The following is a 17,498-nucleotide window of genomic DNA, read 5'->3' as shown; positions in this document are numbered from 1 at the left end:
CAACGCGGAAGCCGCCAAGCTCGCGGATGCTCCAGAGTTGGAACGAGGGAATCAGCCATTGAAATAGGATGACCAGCACCGGCAGCAGGGCAGCCAGCCAGAATACCAGCAAGATAGCGCCCGATTTCAAACCGGTGCGTTGCAAGGTATGGAAGGCGCCTATCACCAGCAGGCTCAAGAGCGGAATTTTGATGAGATATGCGGTGAACAGAAGGAGCCCTGGGTGATCGCCGCCATGCAGCCTGTGCAGCAGCAGAATGCCCAGCAAGAGCACATAGGGCAGCCAGGCAAAACCCAAAAAGGTTTTGAGAGAGGCAGGCCAGTATTTGACCCGCGCGAGGCAGGGCAACAGCATGCATGCGCCTGCAAGCTGGCTCGAAAATACAGACCAGGAAAATGGCCAGACGATAAATGCTGCCGCCAGGCCTATCCAGGTGGCAGTCAGAATCTGCGCCAGGCTGATTGAAGCAGGGGCGCTTTTGGGGTCTAGCGTAGCGAGTGTCATGTAGCTCCGGGCGACGTCAACTCAAATCGTATTTTTGGGCGGTGCTAAATGGCGGATTGGCGGTGCCACGAACACAAGGTATCGACGATGTGCTCGGCGGCATGGCCATCTCCATAGGGGTTGCGTCTGGAGCTGGCGCGCGTTCTGGCTACCGGGTCATTCAGCAGACGGCTGGTTTCCTGTTCGATGCGCGCGGCATCCGTGCCGACCAGAACAACAGTTCCTGCCTGGACGGCTTCCGGACGTTCCGTCGTATCGCGCATTACCAGGACAGGCTTGCCCAGGGACGGGGCTTCTTCCTGGATACCGCCAGAGTCGGTCAGGAGCACATCCGCCCGATCCATCAGGTAAACAAAAGGAAAGTATTCCTGCGGTTCAATCAGGTGAACGTTGGGTATATTGCTTAACAAACGATGGACGGGACCCAAGACATTCGGATTGAGGTGTACCGGATACACGATGTCTGTGTCGGGGTGCCGCTGGGCGATATTGCGCAGCGCGGCGCAAATCCGTTCAAAACCCGCGCCAAAATTCTCCCGCCGGTGGGCGGTGACCAGCACTAATGACCGGCCGGGCTGGAGAAAAGGATATTTTTCCGCCAACTGCTGCAAGAGACCGGGAGTGGTCTGGATTTTTCCGCGCGTCATCAGCAGGGAGTCAATGACGGTATTACCGGTGACAAAGATGCGGGATGCGGGGAAGTTTTCCGCCAGCAGATTGTCGGCGGCGTCTTGCGTGGGCGCGAAGTGCAAGCTGGCGAGCGCGCCCACGGCACGGCGATTGCCTTCTTCGGGCCATGGGGAGGCCAGATTCCCGGTTCGCAAGCCGGCTTCGACATGACCGATGGGAATCTGTCGGTGAAACGCAGCCAATGCGGCAGCCAGGGTAGTGGAGGTATCGCCGTGAACCAGCAGCATATCGGGTTTGCTGGTTTCCAGTACCGCATCGAGATTCGTAAGAATCTGAGCCGTTAATTCAGAAAGTGAAAATGTCTTGCGCTGCACGGCGAGATCGTAGTCAGGCTGAATGTCGAAGACATCCAATACCCCCTGCAGCATTTCCCGCTGCTGGCTGCTAATGCATACGATTCCATGCAGTTCTTCCCGGCGTTGAATTTCTTTCACGACAGAAGCCATTTTAATGGCTTCGGGGCGTGTGCCAAAGACGGAGACGATTTTCATTAATTGACTTTTTCTTTTGTGTGGCTGAATGGCGAGATTCTTTGTCGTGGCCGGAATGTCAGCCTCGATTTTTTTGGGGCTGCCCGCCGCGCTTGCACGACGCTATTTTATGACCATCCTGAAACTTGTCATTATAGAGTTTATCGGCATGGGTGTGGGCGGCAGTAAGAAACGTTTTCAATTGAGATTTAATGATAAGCATTGTTGTTTCTGGTGCGTGCTGCCCCTTGCGCCCTTGCCTGGTGCCGTCGTGACGGTTGCCGGAGAGATTTGAGTTTTCTAATGTGCCGGGAACTGATCCTGCCATATCAAGATCGGTTTTTCAATAATGATTGAATGAAAAATTGCCTTCAGTTGCTTCCAGTTATTGCTCGGTTCGATTTTTATAAGCAGGCTGATTTGGAATGCCGTAGCACTATCGTTTTTACGATAGGCGTGCTGGGATTAATTCCTGTTACTGGAATTTTATAGGCTGCGATTTGGGGGAATATCAGGCGGGATGTTTTTAATGCACGGGCAAACAGTGAAAAATATCACCCGTAGTGAAGCTGTTCAATCGCTTTTAATTGGTATTTTTGGTTTTATTGATTCAGCCAGGCTGCGCCGCTTGATGCTCATGGCACTCAGGCGACGGAATGCTGTTGTGATTGCGGAGGCGGTGTGGGCCGCCGGCGTGCCTGGGTATCAGCGCCGTTTGCGCGCCCCATACCATTCCAGAATTCCAATGGCAATGCCGCTGCAGCAGATAATCCCGATGCCGGTCCAGGACCAGGCATCCGGCATGTGGCGATAGATGATCCAGCCCCAGGCGCAGGCGCCCAGGATATGGGCGTAGTTGAAGGGCGCCAGGACGGAGGCGGGGGCGCTGCGGTAGGCCTGGATTTGCAGCAGGTGGCCCAGGGCGCCGAAGACGCCGGTTGCCAGCAGCGGCAGCCAATAGAAGAGCGGCGCATTCCAGAGCGGTTGCCAGGCATCCTGGATGAAGAACAGGGCGAGGGTGAGGGCGACGGTGCCGAACAGGCCGCTCCAGATGAGCGAGGTTAGCGCGTGGTCGTTGGCCAGGCGGCGCGTAATGATGAATTGGCCCGCGAGGAAGCAGGCGGTCAGAATACCGTAGAGGACGCCAACAGGGTCTAGCCCGCTGCCCGGGCGAACGATGAAAAGAACACCGATGAAGCCAGCCAGCGCGGCAATCCAGCGCGAGCGCTTGGGCGGCTCGCGCAGCAGCCATGGCGCGGCTGCCAGCATGATGAGCGGCGCCAGGAAGATGATGGCGGTGGCTTCCGCCTGCGGCAGGTAGCGCAGGGTGGTGAAGGCGCACAGGGTGGTCAGCAGCATCAGCAAGCCGCGCAGCAGCTGGGCGACAGGCTGCGATGAACGCACGACGCGCACGCCTTGCTTGGGCAGGACCAGAGCCAGAACCAGCACGACGTGAATCAGGTAGCGCACCCAGGCGGTCAGCAGCACAGGCATGCCGGCTACCATCAGCCATTTGCTGCTGGCGTCCAGGGTGCTCAGGGTGGCGGTCGAGGCGACCAATAGCAGAATGCCGGACAGATAGCGTCCGGCTGGCCGGCTAGCGGCAGGGGGTAAATGGCTCGGTTTCATAGGAAGGCGGGAATCTTGCCTATCAAGATACCGTATTCCTGGGAAGCTGGATATGGTCCGGCGGAAATCAAGGAGAATCGGCGGACCGGGATTTATATTGGCAAATCATGAGGGCGCAATGAGGCGATCATGATTTGAAATGACTTGAAACTAGTCGGGTGGCATTTTGCTGACGATAAGGAGCTTTCTTGTGCGGCGCTTTGCTTTAAGTCAAGATCGCTGCAGTGCGCCATGCTTTTTCGAGGCAACCTTGGTACCATCCAGATTCTTCTGAAGTACCAGGTTCCTTGGCTGACGCGGCTTGCGGCAGCTATTTTAGGTCTTGCGGCGGGAGCCGCTGAGTTGCTTGAAAAACGTAGAGGTTAGCTATGGCGCAAAAGATTGCATTGGTTACCGGTGGTATGGGCGGCATTGGAACGGCGATTTGCCGCAAATTGGCCGATGCAGGTTTCAAAGTCATTGCAGGGGCAAGTCTGTCACGCGACCCCAAGGCTTGGCTGGAAGAACAGAAAGCGGCTGGCTATGAATTCCAGGCGATGCTGAGCGATGTGTCCGATTGGGAAAGCACCAAGGCAGCGATTGCCAAAGTGGTGGAAACAGTGGGCCCGATCGACGTGCTGGTCAATAATGCAGGCATTACGCGTGATGGCGTGTTCCGCAAGATGTCGCTGGAAAATTGGCGCGCGGTGATAGATACCAACCTGAACAGCCTGTTCAACGTGACCAAGCAGGTCATCGAAGGGATGGTCGAGCGCCAGTGGGGCCGGGTCATCAACATCAGTTCGGTCAACGGCCAGAAAGGGCAGTTCGGCCAGGTGAACTATTCCGCCGCCAAGGCAGGGATACACGGCTTTACGATGGCTTTGGCTCAGGAAGTGGCGTCCAAGGGCGTGACAGTCAATACCGTGTCGCCCGGCTATATCGCCACCGAAATGGTGCGCGCTGTGCCTGAAGAAGCGCTGCAGAAAATCGTGGCTGGTATCCCGGTGCGCCGTTTGGGCGAGCCGGAGGAAATTGCTTCCATGGTCGCCTGGCTGGCGTCTGATGATGCAGGTTTCGCCACTGGCGGGGATTTCTCCGTCAATGGCGGCCTGCACATGATGTAAGGCGGAGCGCCGGTCATGGGACAGCAACCAGTGGCCGGCCAGCTGGCCGGCAATGCCTCCGGCGCCCAGAAAACGGGCGCGCAGGGGGGCGCGCATTATCAGGCCTTGATTGCCAAGGCCAGAAGTTTGCAGGCTCAGGTTTGCGCGGTGGCGCACCCTTGCGATGAAGTGTCGCTCTCGGGGGCGCTGGAGGCCGGCCGCCTGGGCCTGATGCAGCCTTTGCTGGTCGGGCCTCAGGCGCGCATACGCAGCGTGGCGGAGCAGGCCGGGCTGGATTTGAATGGCGTGGAGATTATCGACACGCCGCATAGCCATGCTTCGGCGGAAGTCGCGGTGCAGCAGGTGCGCTGCGGCCGGGCGGCTTTGCTGATGAAAGGCAGCCTGCATACCGATGAGCTGATGAGTGCGGTCGTGGCCAGGGAAACCGGGTTGCGCACGGGCCGGCGCATCAGCCACGTCTTCGTGATGGAAGTGCCTTCCTATACCCATCCCTTATTCATTACGGATGCGGCCATCAATATCAATCCCGATCTGGAAGCCAAGGCCGATATCGTACGTAATGTGATCGACCTGCATATCGGCCTGGGTCTGGGCGAGCCGCGCGTGGCGATTCTGTCGGCGGTCGAGCAAGTGACGCCGCAGATTCCGAATACGATTGTGGCGGCAGCCTTGTGCAAGATGGCGGATCGTGGCCAGATTGCCGGTGGTGTGCTGGATGGCCCGTTGGCATTGGATAATGCCATTGACATGGATGCCGCGCGGATCAAGGGCATCAAGTCCAGTGTGGCCGGGCAAGCGCAGGTATTGGTCGTTCCCGATCTGGAAGCGGGCAATATGCTGGCCAAAAATCTGATCTTCCTGTCCGGGGCGAGTTCCGCCGGGGTGGTCGTGGGGGCGCGTGTTCCCATCATCCTGACGAGCCGTGCCGAGCATATGCAGGCCCGTCTGGCATCCTGCGCAGTCAGCGCCATTTATGCCAATTACCTGCTGCGCCAGCGGCCGGTGGCGTGAAACAGGGTTTGAAATCGCACGCAGAGCGGGAGTTGCAGTCGTGATGGACGATACGATATTGGTAGTCAATGCCGGCAGTTCCAGCTTCAAGTTCCGGCTCTATGGCGTGCCTGCGACACGCGATCCGGCGGCGCTGGAACCTTTGCTGGACGGTCAGGTATCGGGGATAGGGGGACGCCAGCCGCGCTTCAAGGTCAAGGCAGCTGACGGCCAGAAACTGGCCGACGAGCCGCTGGCGCCGGAAGCGGCGCGTGATATTGGCGCGGCTCAGGAGTTGCTGAGCAATTGGCTGGCCGACCGCCTGGATAATCCGCCGGTGGCCATCGGCCATCGGGTGGTGCATGGCGGGCCGGATTTTACCGAGCCTGTGCGGGTTGATGCCGCTGTGTTGCAGCAGCTGCATGCGCTGGTGCCTTTGGCGCCATTGCACCAGCCTTCTGCGCTGGAGGCCATCGAGGTTATCCGCCGCATTGCGCCGGACATGATGCAGGTGGCGTGTTTCGATACGGCGTTTCACCGGACGCACTCCGAGGTGGCGGACCGCTATGCCATTCCCGAAGCCATGTTCAGCCAGGGAGTGCGCCGCTATGGGTTTCATGGCCTGTCTTACGAATATATTCAGCGCCGCATGCGCGAGCTGGCGTCCGAGGCTGCCGCCGGCAGGCTGATTGTGGCGCACCTGGGGTCCGGGGCGTCGGCTTGCGCCATGAAGCAGGGCGTGAGCGTTGACAGCACGATGGGCTTTACGGCCCTGGATGGTTTGCCGATGTCCACGCGTCCTGGCCGCCTGGATGCCGGTGTCGTGCTGTGGATGATGGAGCGCGGCATGAGCCCGGAAGAGGTGCAGCGGGTGCTCTACAAGGAAAGCGGCATGCTGGGTTTGTCAGGCATCAGCGCGGATATGCGCGAAATTGCCGCCAGCGATACCGTGGCAGCCAGGCGCGCGCGCGAGTATTTCGCCTGGCGTACGGCCGAGGGAATTGCGGGTCTGTGCGTGGCCGCTGGCGGCCTGGATACGCTGGTCTTTACCGCGGGTGTGGGCGAGAACGATGCCCAGGCCAGGGCGCAGATCTGCGAGCGCCTGGATTGGCTGGGCGTCAGGCTGGATGCGGCACGGAATCAGGGGCACGAAACCGTGATTTCGGCGGATGACAGCCGGGTGTCGGTTTATGTCGTGCCTACCAATGAGGAATTGGTGATTGCCGAGCATACGCTGGCTTTGCTGCACTGAATGCAGGATTGAAAACCAGGACTGAGCACAAAGCTGGGTCTGGTACTGTTGATGGCAGCGCTTAATCTGTGTGCTGCCTCGCATGAAAAAACCTGGGCTGCCAAACAAGGCAGCCCAGGTTTTTTGATTTCAGGCTTGTCGATGACTGTCTGCAAGCCAGCAGTCTGTCTGGTTTCAGGCCGCCGCGGTGGTGACGGCGGGCCTTGCGCCCCGGGCGATAGCCGCCGCCAGCATGGCGGAACAGCACATGGCGGCGCCAGCGGCGAGCCAGGGGCCTTGCAATTGGCCGGCATCCATCATGACACCGAATGCCAGGGGGCCGAGCGCAGCGCCGACGTCCATCCCGGAATAGACCAGGCCATAGACGGAACCCACCGAGCCTTTGGGCGTCACACGCCGTATCAGCATGTCGCGCGAAGGCCCGGCGATGCCGGAGAAAAACCCGGCCGACGCGATGGCGAGCAGGATGGCGTAGCCGGGCACCCAGTTGAGCGCAACCAAAACCAGCATCAGGCCTGAAAGCACCAGGGCCGTGCCGATGATGAGTTCATTGCGGGCGTTGGAACGGGCCAGGAAACCGCCGACCAGCATGCCCAGCGCCGACGCGAGCATATATCCCGACAGCGCCGAGCTGGCGACGATTTCCGTCAGGTGGTGAACTTGCTGCAAAATGGGGATGGTGTAGTTCTGGACGGATGAAAAGGCCAGGGAACTGAAGCCGAAAAAGGCAAAGGCGGCCCAGAGCACAGGATTGCGCAGCAAGGACATCAGGCTGGCAGGGGCAGTTTGGACACCCTGTTTAGCGGCATGTGTCGCTTGCTTGCGCCGCGTCTGGCTATCGCCCAGGTGGTCGCGGCCCAGCAGACAGAGCAGCAGGACAACGCCAGCCAGCAGCCCGGCACACAGGGCGGCGCTGCGCCAGCCCGCCGCGACGCTGATGGTGCTCAGGAAAATAGGCGCGAGCGCCCAGCCCAGGCTGCCAGTCAGAAGGTGCAGGCTGAAAGCATGGCCCAGGCGGGTGGGGTGGATACGCTGATTAATGATGGCGTAATCCACCGGGTGAAAGACGGAATTGCCCAGGCCGGCGATCAGGGCGGCAATAACCAGCACCGTGTAATTGGGCGCGGCGCTGATTAGCAGGCCCGCCGTCATGAAACTGCCCAGCCCGAACCAGAGCACGCTGCGGGCGCCGATACGGTCCACGATAAAGCCCGACGAGGCTTGCCCCACTCCCGACGCCACGAAAAACAGCGAAACCAGCAGGCCGAGCTGGGCGAAATCCAGGCCAAAGGCCAGGCCCAGCGAGGTGTATAGCGTCGGGATGACCAGCTGGAAGAAGTGCGAGGTAGCATGAGCAATGCCCACCAGCGTAATGGTGTGCCAGTCGCGGTTTGCGGGCGGCTGTTCGCTTTCGTGCAAGGTGGAAGAGGCCGTGCTGCTCATGGAAGCGTTCTCGAAAAGGCGGGCTGGGAGGATTAGGCCTGGTGGGACGGCAGGGAGCGCCATTGCGCGTGCATGGACCAGCGGCGTGCCAATTCGTCGCGCAGCAGGGCGGCATGATCAGGCGTCAGCGTCATGGGCGAATTCAGGCGGGAGCCGTCGCGCATTTGCATGGCAACCGCATAACTGGTGAAGTGTTTGGTACGGTTGGGCAGGCCGATCCGGCCCACATACAGGCCGCCAGCCAGGGCGAGCGCGAAGATGAATGCATAGACCACTGGCCCGCCATTGCTGAGCATGATGCCGATGCTGGTGCCAAAAGAAATGCTGATGGCGACGAATGCGACGACCCCCAGCAGCCAGCCGCCCATGCGCTGTTCCGTGATCTTGGCGTTGGGATGGAACGCGATGCTGGAAATTTGCTCGCGCGGATACACCTGGCCATTCAAGGTCAGGGCATCGTCCTGGAGGCCGTAGGGAGTGGATGAATCGGAGGTTTGCATGCTCATGGATGGCGATCCTGGTTCCGGGCAGGCCCGGGAGGGAAGGGAAAGGCGCAAGGCCGCTGTCCATGACCCCGGCGCGCCGCAGCAGGCGCCGCGGAAAGCCGCAGATACCGACAATGTCGAATATTGCATGGACAAAAAGGCAGTCTTATTCAAGAGTGTAGCGCGAGTCGGCTGAAGGAGCGCTTAAGGACTAGAGGCAGAAGGGGCAAGGGCCGCCCCGGGGGCGGGGCAGCCCCCGGCGTCTGCCGCAGGGCCAGCGCGGGGCGCGGCAGCCGGAAAGCGGGCAGCAGGATAGGCTGTGAGAAGGCGATGCGATAAGACGCAGATAGCGTAAAAAGCATATGCCTAGAGCGGGATGCCGCGGAGCATGTCCGCGGCTGGCCGCCAGGCGCGGCCCCTGATGTCCCTGTGTCCCTGTGTCCCTGAGCTGCGCCAGAACGCGCAGGGCGGCTAGGCCACTAGACAACAAAAAGCCCTGCGGGTTTACAGCTCCAGGTTGTCGATCAGCCGGGTGTTGCCCAGCCTGGCGGCGCCCAGGGCGACCAGCCGGGCTTCGTCCTGCGCGGGTGTCTGCAGGGTATCGGCCTGGCGCAGGGTCAGGTAATCCGGTTTCCAGCCTTGCGCCGCCAATTGCGCGCGCGCTTCGCTTTCCATGGCGGCGAGGTCGCGCCGGCCTTGCCGCCAGGCGTCGGCCAGCGTTTGCAAGGCGGCATGCAGTTGCGGCGCGGCCTGGCGTTCGGCCTGGGCCAGGTAGCCATTGCGGGAGGAGAGCGCCAGCCCGTCGGCGGCGCGGGCCGTCGCGCCAGCCACAATCTCTATGGGCAGGGCGAATTGGCGTGCCATGGCACGAATCACCTGCAACTGCTGGTAGTCTTTTTTGCCGAAGACGGCATAGGCCGGCTGCACGCAGCAGAACAGTTTCATGACGACGGTGCAGACGCCCGTGAAAAAGCCAGGGCGGAATTCGCCTTCCAGAATGTCGGCGATAGCCGGGTCGGGCTGCACTTTGAAGGTCTGCGGTTCAGGGTAAAGATCCCCTTCACGCGGGGCGAACAGGATGTCGCAGCCGTTCTGGCGCAGTTTTTCGCAATCTGCGTCCCAGGTGCGCGGATAGCTGTCGAAGTCTTCATGCGGCAGGAATTGCAGCCGGTTGACGAAGATGCTGGCGACGGTCGTGTCGCCCAGTTCTGCAGCCTGGCGGATCAGCGACAGGTGGCCGTCATGCAGGTTGCCCATGGTCGGGACAAAAGCCGGGCGCTGGCTGCCCGCCAGGGCGGCGCGCAGTTCTGCGGGGGTATGGACGATTTTCATCGAAGCGTTTCCTGGCGCCCGTTCTGCCAGGGGCGGGGACGGGCGCGAATAAGTGGCTACCAGGCGTGCTGGCTGTCATCCGGGTAGTGGCCGGCTTTGACGGCCTGAACATAGGCGCTCATGGCCCCGGCAATACCGCTGTCAGGCCCGCTGCCAGGTTGGGCATCAGCCAGGAAATTGCGGACAAAACGGGGCAATTTGCCGCTGGTGGCGCCCAGCATGTCATGCACGACCAGCACCTGGCCATCGGTGCCGCTGCCCGCGCCTATGCCAATGGTGGCGCAGTGCGAGAGCGCGGCAGTGATTTGGCGCGCCAGCAGTGCCGGTACCATTTCCAGCACAACCATGGCCGCGCCGGCCTGTTCCAGGGCGACGGCATCGTCCAGCAGCTTGTGCGCGGCGGTATCTTCCTTGCCTTGCAGGCGATAGCCGCCCAGCACATGGACGGTTTGCGGCGTCAGGCCCAGGTGGGCACAAACCGGGACGCCGCGTTCGACCAGAAAGGCAACGGTTTCAGCCGTCCAGCCGCCGCCTTCCAGTTTGACCATCTGGGCGCCGGCCTGAATCAGCCGCAAGGCGCTGGCCAAGGCCTGCTCGCGCGACAGGTGGTAACTGCCGAAGGGCAGGTCGGTCAGCAGCCAGGCGCTGCCGCCGCCGTGCCGCAGGCCGCGCGCCACGGATTCGGTGTGATAAACCATCGTATCGAGGCTGACCGGCGTGGTGCTGGACAGCCCTTGGCAGACCATGCCCAGCGAATCACCCACCAGCAGGCAATCCATGCCGGCGCGGTCAGCCAGCAGGCCGAATGTGGCATCGTAGGCCGTCAGCATGGCGATTTTTTCGCCGCGCGCGCGCTGGGCCGCCAGGCTATTAAGGGTCACTGTCGGGCGCCGGGCTGGCGCGCCGGGTTGGGGTGTGCTGCTCAAGTCGTCTCCGGGTATTGTTGTTATCCGGCCGGCCAGGCGCCGATGCCGGTAGGGCGCGGTTTAGCCCGCGCCGTTTTGTGTCAGGCCGCCGCTTTCCTGCAGGGGAACGTGGTCGCGGGCGGACACGGCACGGTTATCGGCATCGACAAACACCAGTTGCGGCTTGTAGCCGGCTGCCAGCTCAGCCTCGCTGACCTGGGCAAAGGCGGCGATGATCACCAGGTCGCCAGTCGAGGCCTTGCGCGCCGCCGAACCATTGAGCGAGATGACGCCGCTGCCGCGCTTGCCGCGGATGGCATAAGTAATCAGGCGTTCGCCGTTATTGATATTCCAGATGTGGACCTGTTCATTTTCCAGGATGCCCGAAGCATCGAGCAGGTCTTCATCAATGGCGCAGGATCCTTCGTAATGCAGTTCGCAGTCCGTGACGGTGGCACGATGGATCTTGGCTTTTAGCAGGGTGCGGTACATGGCTGTCTGGCGTCGTTATTCTAGTGGTTCCGGGAGGCGCGGCATGTCGCCGGCAGGACGGCGCCGCGCCATGGCGGGCTGCCCATGAATGGCATTATCGCGGAATTGGCGCTTGCTGATGCGATTTTCGGCCGGGATGCGCGCTACAGAGCGTCTTTGTGCTCGACGGCATACTTGATGAGCTCGGCCTGCCCGTCGATTTGCAATTTGCGGCGAATGTTCTGGCGGTGGGTTTCCACCGTGCGCACGGACAGATCCAGTTCGCGCGCGATCTGCTTGCTGGCATGGCCGCTGCCGATGGCGGCAAGAATCTGTTTTTCCCTTTGTGTGAGCAGCGGCTCCGGCCCGTAAGGGTGATGCCGGGCCAGTTGCGCCATGACCGGCGCGCTGAAATAGGCCTGGCCATTCATGATGGCGCCTATGGCCTGCACCAGTTCCTGTGACGGGCCATCTTTCAGCAGATAGCCGCGGGCGCCAGCGCGCAAGGCGCGGGTGATGTATTCCGTATTGTCATGCATGGACAAGACCAGCGTAGCAATCTGGGGCCAGCGTTCATGAATGGCGGCAATCAGCGCCAGGCCATCGGTGCCGCGCATGTTCAGGTCGGTCAGGACGAGATCCGGCAGCCCGGCCGGCCCGGCCTGGCTGGCCAGCAGCGCCAGTTGCGTCAGCGCCGGGTCGTAACCTGAGGCTTCACCGATGATTTCCAGTTCCGGGTGCGAACTCAGGCACAGGCGGATGCCATCGCGTACCAGTTCGTGGTCATCCACCAGCATGATGCGTATGGGGGCAAGCATAGCCTCGGTCCTTGGGTAGCGATTCATCAGGAAGATTGGCGGGGGGCGGCGCGCGTGTCCGGCAGCGGAATTTTCGCCATGACGGTCGTGCCATGGCCGCCGGCAGAAATATACAGGCTGCCCCCCAGGGTTTCCAGGCGCTCGCGCATGCTGCGCAGCCCCAGCCCGCGCATGGGGTCGTTGTGAACGCTGTCGAAATCGAAGCCTTGGCCGTCGTCGGCAATATACAGAGAGATATCCCCGGTGTTGTAGCTGAGGATCACCCGGACACTGTGCGCCTTGGCATGGCGCAGCACATTGACCAGGGCTTCCTGGGTGATCCGGAACAAGGTGGTGGCATGGGTGTCGGGCAAGGGGCGGGACTGGCCGTGGCTGCTGAACTCGGCACGCAAAGGCAGGGCGCCGGCCGTTGCGGCGGCATCGGGCAGTTCCTGCAGCAGGTGGCGCAGGGCGGCATCCAGCCCCAGGTCATCCAGCAGGGTGGGGCGCAGGTTATGGGAGATCCGCCGCACTTCCGCCAGTGTCGTGTTCAGCCTGTCCTGCGCCTGTTGCAGTGTTTCATCGAGATTGCCGCGCGGCGCCTGGCAAATGCCGGCATGGCGGTTCAGCGCGTGACGGGCGCTCTCCAGGATCAGCTTGACGGAAACCAGTAGCTGGCTGATGCCGTCATGCAGTTCGCGCGCCAGGCGGGCGCGTTCTTCTTCCTGGGAGTGAACGACCTGGCGGGCCATGCGCTGCAGCTTGGCGTCGGATTGCCGCTGATCACTGATGTTGAGCGCCAGACCGCATAGCATGACCAGGGCGACACCCAGCAGCGCAATGCCGGCAATCCGCATTTGCGTGGTATGGATATTGTTGAGGGCGGTTTCGTCTATGCGCGTCAGCGTGGCGTCAATGTCATCCAGGTACAGGCCGGTTCCCATCATCCAGTCCCAGGGGGCGACATCCACGACATAGCCCAGTTTTTCCGTGGTTTGGCGGGCCGAGGGCTTTTCCCAGTAATAAGGCAGCGCTTCGCCGTGCGCGCCGCTGCGTTTTGCGGCGGCCAGCAGGCGCTGGATGGTGGGCTGGCCTTGCGGGTCGCGCAGATCCCACAGCGAGCGCCCAACGAGTTCAGGCTGGCGCGGATGCATCAGGTTCACACCCTGCTGGTCGTAAACATAGAAATAGCCATCAGGGCCGAAGTCCAGGCGCTGCAGCAAGCCCAGCGCCTGGCGCTGCAGGGCGGCGGTGTCGTCGGGGGCATGCGCCGTGGCGGCAACCAGCGGCGCAATGGCGCTCTGGGCAATACGCACATAATGGCGCAATTCGTTTTCCCGCCCCTGCATCCAGGCTTGCCGGATGGCGTCTTTTTCTTTGTCGGCCAGCGCCAGCCCCTGATGCAGGGTGACAGCGGAAATGGCGGCCATGGCAATCAGGAAAGGCAGAATGGCCAACAGCAGGATTTTCAGGCGAAGTTTCATAGGCTGATGGTTTTCCCCTGCGTGGTAGTACGCATATGCCTTAAGTAGCTCCACGCTTGTTCACCCCGTAGAAAATCGAAATACTGACGGGGCCCGGCGCTATATCTAATTCTACTTAAATGATGCCCGAGTGCGGAGCAGGGCCGGCGGCCGGTCTGGCCTATCCGAACAACAGGAGGAGAGAGCTTATGCATGCCCAGCAGCAGCAGAGAGGATGGGCGCAAGGAATCGCCTGGATCGTGGTTGCGGTGGTCGGGGCATTTGCCCTGGGCACCGTGGCGCTGACCCGGGGTGAAACCGTCAATGCGCTATGGATCGTCATTGCCGCGGTTTGCGTCTATTTGATTGCCTACCGCTATTACAGCCGTTTCATCGCACGCAATGTGTTCCGCCTGGACGCGACGCGCATGACGCCGGCCTGGAAACACAATGACGGTCTGGATTACGTTCCAACCAACAAGCATATTTTGTTCGGCCACCATTTTGCCGCTATTGCGGGCGCGGGCCCGCTGGTGGGGCCGGTGCTGGCCGCGCAGATGGGCTATCTGCCCGGTGTGCTGTGGCTGCTGGCAGGGGTGGTGTTCGCCGGTGCGGTGCAGGATTTCATCGTGCTGTTCATTTCCACCCGCCGCGATGGCCGCTCCCTGGGGGATCTGATCAAGAGCGAACTGGGCCAGGTGCCAGGCGTGATTGCGCTGTTCGGCGCCTTCATGATCATGGTGATCATTCTGGCCGTGCTGGCGCTGATCGTCGTCAAGGCGTTGACGCACTCCCCCTGGGGGACGTTCACGGTGGCGGCCACCATTCCCATCGCGCTGTTCATGGGCGTGTATTTGCGCTATATCCGGCCCGGACGCATCGGCGAGATTTCCATCATCGGCTTTGTGCTGCTGATGGCCGCCATTATTTTTGGCCAGGATGTTGCCGCCAGCGCCGAATGGGCGCCGGTGTTTGATCTGGACGGCCCGCAACTGACCTGGGCGCTGATTATTTACGGCTTTATTGCGGCAGTGCTGCCGGTATGGCTGCTGCTGGCGCCGCGTGATTACCTGTCCACCTTCCTGAAAATCGGGACGATCATCGGGCTGGCGCTGGGCATCCTGATTGTCGCGCCGGAACTGAAGATGCCGGCGACCACGCGCTTTATCGACGGCACAGGCCCGGTCTGGTCCGGCGATCTGTTCCCCTTCCTGTTCATTACGATTGCCTGCGGCGCCGTGTCCGGTTTCCATGCCCTGATTTCTTCGGGAACCACGCCCAAGCTGATCGAAAATGAAACCCAGGCGCGCTATATCGGTTATGGCGGCATGCTGATGGAGTCCTTTGTGGCGATCATGGCGCTGGTGGCGGCTTGCGTGATCGAGCCGGGTATCTACTATGCGATGAACAGCCCGGCGGCGCTGATCGGCACCACGCCTGAACAGGCTGCCCAGGTGGTCTCCAGCTGGGGCTTCCTGATTACGCCGGATCAGCTGACGCAGATGGCGGCCAATGTCGGCGAAGGCACGATTATCTCGCGTGCGGGCGGCGCGCCGACGCTGGCAGTCGGGATGGCCTATATCTTGCAGCAACTGATAGGCGGCCAGGCCATGATGGCGTTCTGGTATCACTTCGCCATTCTGTTCGAAGCGCTGTTCATCCTGACGGCAGTCGATGCCGGCACGCGGGCAGGCCGCTTCATGCTGCAGGACCTGCTGGGCACTTTCGCGCCCAGCCTGCGCCGCACGGAGTCGCTGCCTGCCAACTTGCTGGCGACGGCGCTTTGCGTGGCGGCATGGGGGCACTTCCTGTATCAAGGGGTGGTGGATCCGCTGGGCGGCATCAATACCTTGTGGCCGCTCTTCGGGATTGCCAACCAGATGCTGGCTGCGGTGGCGCTGATGCTGGGCACGGTGGTGCTCTTCAAGATGAAGCGTGACCGCTATGCCTGGGTGACGATTCTGCCGACGATCTGGCTGCTGGCTTGCACGCTGACCGCCGGTTTCGAGAAGATCTTCCATAGCAATCCGAAGATCGGTTTCGTGGCCCATGCCAAGGTGTATGCCCAGGCGTTGGCGGAAGACAAGGTGCTGGCGCCGGCTAAATCGCTGTCCGAGATGAGCCGCGTGATTTTCAACGACTATGTGAATGCAAGCTTGTGCGGCATTTTCATCTTTGTCGTGTTGAGCATCCTGGTGTTCGGTATCCGTTCCGTCTTCCAGGCGCGCCGCCAGTCGCAGCCGACGGCCAATGAAACGCCGTATGAGCCCTTGCCGCCGGAAGCGGCCGTGGCGACAGGGGCGCACTGATGGCGCGCATGAACCTGACCGGGCGCTTTTCCGGGGCGGCTTCCGCCGCCGGGGAGGCTGGCCGCTACCTGGGGCGCACCTTGCGTCTGATGGTGGGCGTGCCGGACTACGAGACCTATGTGGCTCATATGCGCCGTAACCACCCGGATCAGGAACCCATGAGCTACGAGGCGTTTTTCAAGGAACGCCAGGAAGCGCGATATGGCGGGAAGGGCAGGATAGGTTGTTGCTGATCCCTTGCCGCGCATAGCGCCAGACAGGCCCGCATGGATTTGCGGGCCTGTTTTTATTTTGGCGCTGATTTTTTGGGGGCGCCAGGCGCAGGCGTCCGCGCCGCCGGGCCGCATTCCGTTTGTGCGCCGGCGGCGCGAGAGAGATTCGGCGGCGGGAGACTTGCTTGACAGGCCTGTTTTTATGAAACATCATAAGTTACATGAAACGAAATAGCCGTTTATCTTCTGTCCTGCATGCGCTGCTGCATATGGCCGAGCAGCAAGGCCCTGTTACCTCGGACGCCTTGGCGCGGTGCCTGGGGACGAATCCTGTCGTGGTGAGACGCACGATGGGATATCTCCGGGAGGCAGGAATTGTGGCCTCGGATCGTGGGCATGCGGGCGGCTGGCGCATTCAGGCTGACCTGGGCGCCATCAGCCTGCGCCAGTTGCACGAAGCGCTGGGTGAACCGGCCCTGTTTGCGATTGGCAACCGCAATGAGTCCCCCGATTGCCTGGTTGAACAGACGGTGAATGCCGCGCTGGAAACGGCATTTGCCGAAGCGGAAGCATTGCTGCGGCAGCGGTTTTCAGAAATCACGCTGGCTGACCTGGCTGCCGATTTCGCTCGGCGGCAGGCGGCGGCGCCTGCGCGCGCGGAGCTGCCGCGGTGACAGCACCTTTTTCTGATCAGGCAGCGGCAGCGGACTATGCCGGGAAAGCCGCGAGCCTGGTGCCGGGTTTGCAGGACTTGCACCGGATGGCGGGTGTGCTGCTGGCCGAATGCGTGCCTGATCATGCCCGGATTCTGGTACTGGGCGCAGGCGGGGGGCTGGAACTGAAGGCTTTCGCGCAAATGCAGCCCGGCTGGCATTTCACCGGGGTAGATCCTTCTGCCGCGATGCTGGACCAGGCCAAGGTGACTTTAGGGGCCCTGGCCGCGCGTGTGCATTGGCATCAAGGCTATATCGACAGCACACCCAGGGAAGCGTTTGATGGCGCGGCCTGTCTGTTGACGCTGCATTTTCTGCCCAGGGCGGAGCGCTTGCGCACTTTGCAGCAGATACATCAGCGCCTCAAGCCCGGTGCGCCCCTGGTGCTTGCGCACCATAGTTTTCCCATCAGCGGCAGCGAAGGGGAGCGGTGGCTGGCGCGTTATGCGGCGTTTGCCGCGGCCAATGGCGCCTGCGCAGCACAGGCGGCCAGCAGCATTGCCGCCTTCAAAGAGAAGCTGCCTGTACTGACACCGCAGCAGGATACAGCGCTGCTGGCTCAGGCCGGGTTCAGCGATATCGACCTTTTCTATGGCGCATTGACCTTCCGGGGCTGGGTGGCGCGCAAGGCGTGATGGCCGCGTGGTGCGATGGTGCGGGGTGCGGTGGTGCGAGGGTGCGAGGGTGCGGCAGCGCGGTGATGCACGCAGCATGGCCTTGCCTATA

18 protein-coding genes are annotated in these 17,498 nt (G+C 61.6%); 8 read left to right on the top strand and 10 right to left on the bottom strand.

Annotated elements, in window-relative coordinates; translation table 11 throughout:
* Both ACTJGZ_RS02165 and wecB read right to left on the bottom strand, forming a co-directional pair.
* On the bottom strand, positions 1 to 505 hold a 505-nt coding region (locus ACTJGZ_RS02165; protein ID WP_441661321.1), incomplete at its 3' end, for a hypothetical protein.
* A 44-nt stretch (positions 506 to 549) separates the two neighbouring features.
* Complete coding sequence (gene wecB / locus ACTJGZ_RS02160; protein ID WP_441661320.1) at positions 550 to 1,686, bottom strand: non-hydrolyzing UDP-N-acetylglucosamine 2-epimerase; 1,137 nt, start codon at positions 1,684 to 1,686, stop codon at positions 550 to 552.
* 28 nt (positions 1,687 to 1,714) lie between these two features.
* Here wecB and ACTJGZ_RS02155 point away from each other — a divergent pair, with 28 nt between their 5' ends.
* Entirely contained in the window at positions 1,715 to 1,960 is a 246-nt protein-coding gene (locus ACTJGZ_RS02155) for a hypothetical protein (RefSeq protein WP_441661319.1), read from the top strand.
* A gap of 410 nt (positions 1,961 to 2,370) precedes the next feature.
* Here the strand turns inward: ACTJGZ_RS02155 and ACTJGZ_RS02150 are convergent, their stop codons facing one another.
* Positions 2,371 to 3,294, bottom strand: coding sequence for a DMT family transporter (locus tag ACTJGZ_RS02150; RefSeq protein WP_441661318.1), 924 nt, complete (start codon positions 3,292 to 3,294; stop codon positions 2,371 to 2,373).
* A 368-nt stretch (positions 3,295 to 3,662) separates the two neighbouring features.
* Here ACTJGZ_RS02150 and ACTJGZ_RS02145 point away from each other — a divergent pair, with 368 nt between their 5' ends.
* The 3 genes from ACTJGZ_RS02145 to ACTJGZ_RS02135 are packed head-to-tail and all read left to right on the top strand — an operon-like array spanning position 3,663 to position 6,642.
* Complete coding sequence (locus ACTJGZ_RS02145) at positions 3,663 to 4,400, top strand: beta-ketoacyl-ACP reductase (RefSeq protein ID WP_441661317.1); 738 nt, start codon at positions 3,663 to 3,665, stop codon at positions 4,398 to 4,400.
* 15 nt (positions 4,401 to 4,415) lie between these two features.
* On the top strand, positions 4,416 to 5,411 hold the full coding sequence (locus ACTJGZ_RS02140) for a phosphate acetyltransferase (protein WP_441661316.1): 996 nt from the start codon (positions 4,416 to 4,418) through the stop codon (positions 5,409 to 5,411).
* 43 nt (positions 5,412 to 5,454) lie between these two features.
* The gene (locus tag ACTJGZ_RS02135) at positions 5,455 to 6,642 is read left to right on the top strand and encodes an acetate/propionate family kinase (protein WP_441661360.1); all 1,188 of its coding nucleotides are present in this window, start codon (positions 5,455 to 5,457) and stop codon (positions 6,640 to 6,642) included.
* A 174-nt stretch (positions 6,643 to 6,816) separates the two neighbouring features.
* Here ACTJGZ_RS02135 and ACTJGZ_RS02130 read toward each other — a convergent pair whose 3' ends face one another.
* From ACTJGZ_RS02130 to ACTJGZ_RS02100, 7 genes are all read right to left on the bottom strand, one after another.
* Positions 6,817 to 8,085, bottom strand: a complete 1,269-nt coding sequence (locus ACTJGZ_RS02130; protein ID WP_441661315.1) for an MFS transporter — start codon at positions 8,083 to 8,085, stop codon at positions 6,817 to 6,819.
* Between the two features lie 32 nt (positions 8,086 to 8,117).
* Complete coding sequence (locus ACTJGZ_RS02125; protein WP_441661314.1) at positions 8,118 to 8,591, bottom strand: hypothetical protein; 474 nt, start codon at positions 8,589 to 8,591, stop codon at positions 8,118 to 8,120.
* Positions 8,592 to 9,074: 483 nt separating this feature from the next.
* Positions 9,075 to 9,902, bottom strand: a complete 828-nt coding sequence (panC, locus tag ACTJGZ_RS02120; RefSeq protein ID WP_441661313.1) for a pantoate--beta-alanine ligase — start codon at positions 9,900 to 9,902, stop codon at positions 9,075 to 9,077.
* 56 nt (positions 9,903 to 9,958) lie between these two features.
* Entirely contained in the window at positions 9,959 to 10,828 is an 870-nt protein-coding gene (gene panB / locus ACTJGZ_RS02115; protein WP_441661312.1) for a 3-methyl-2-oxobutanoate hydroxymethyltransferase, read from the bottom strand.
* Between the two features lie 60 nt (positions 10,829 to 10,888).
* Entirely contained in the window at positions 10,889 to 11,299 is a 411-nt protein-coding gene (panD, locus tag ACTJGZ_RS02110) for an aspartate 1-decarboxylase (RefSeq protein ID WP_441661311.1), read from the bottom strand.
* A 143-nt stretch (positions 11,300 to 11,442) separates the two neighbouring features.
* Positions 11,443 to 12,096, bottom strand: coding sequence for a response regulator (locus ACTJGZ_RS02105; protein WP_441661310.1), 654 nt, complete (start codon positions 12,094 to 12,096; stop codon positions 11,443 to 11,445).
* Between the two features lie 26 nt (positions 12,097 to 12,122).
* Positions 12,123 to 13,559, bottom strand: a complete 1,437-nt coding sequence (locus tag ACTJGZ_RS02100) for a cache domain-containing protein (protein ID WP_441661309.1) — start codon at positions 13,557 to 13,559, stop codon at positions 12,123 to 12,125.
* Between the two features lie 188 nt (positions 13,560 to 13,747).
* Between ACTJGZ_RS02100 and ACTJGZ_RS02095 the strand changes: the two genes are divergently transcribed.
* The 4 genes from ACTJGZ_RS02095 to ACTJGZ_RS02080 all read left to right on the top strand — a co-directional run bounded on the left by ACTJGZ_RS02095 (position 13,748) and on the right by ACTJGZ_RS02080 (position 17,407).
* Positions 13,748 to 15,847, top strand: a complete 2,100-nt coding sequence (locus ACTJGZ_RS02095; protein ID WP_441661308.1) for a carbon starvation CstA family protein — start codon at positions 13,748 to 13,750, stop codon at positions 15,845 to 15,847.
* A gap of 8 nt (positions 15,848 to 15,855) precedes the next feature.
* Positions 15,856 to 16,080: a YbdD/YjiX family protein gene (locus ACTJGZ_RS02090; RefSeq protein ID WP_441661307.1), complete on the top strand. Its 225-nt coding sequence runs from the start codon at positions 15,856 to 15,858 to the stop codon at positions 16,078 to 16,080.
* A 200-nt stretch (positions 16,081 to 16,280) separates the two neighbouring features.
* Entirely contained in the window at positions 16,281 to 16,733 is a 453-nt protein-coding gene (locus tag ACTJGZ_RS02085) for an Rrf2 family transcriptional regulator (RefSeq protein ID WP_441661306.1), read from the top strand.
* Complete coding sequence (locus tag ACTJGZ_RS02080) at positions 16,730 to 17,407, top strand: class I SAM-dependent methyltransferase (protein ID WP_441661305.1); 678 nt, start codon at positions 16,730 to 16,732, stop codon at positions 17,405 to 17,407. Before ACTJGZ_RS02085 ends, ACTJGZ_RS02080 begins: the two co-directional genes overlap by 4 nt.
* Positions 17,408 to 17,498: the final 91 nt, after the last annotated feature.

Source organism: Kerstersia sp. (assembly GCF_052103615.1).
Classification (GTDB): Bacteria; Pseudomonadota; Gammaproteobacteria; order Burkholderiales; family Burkholderiaceae_B; genus Kerstersia.
This window is presented reverse-complemented; position numbering and strand designations above follow the sequence as displayed.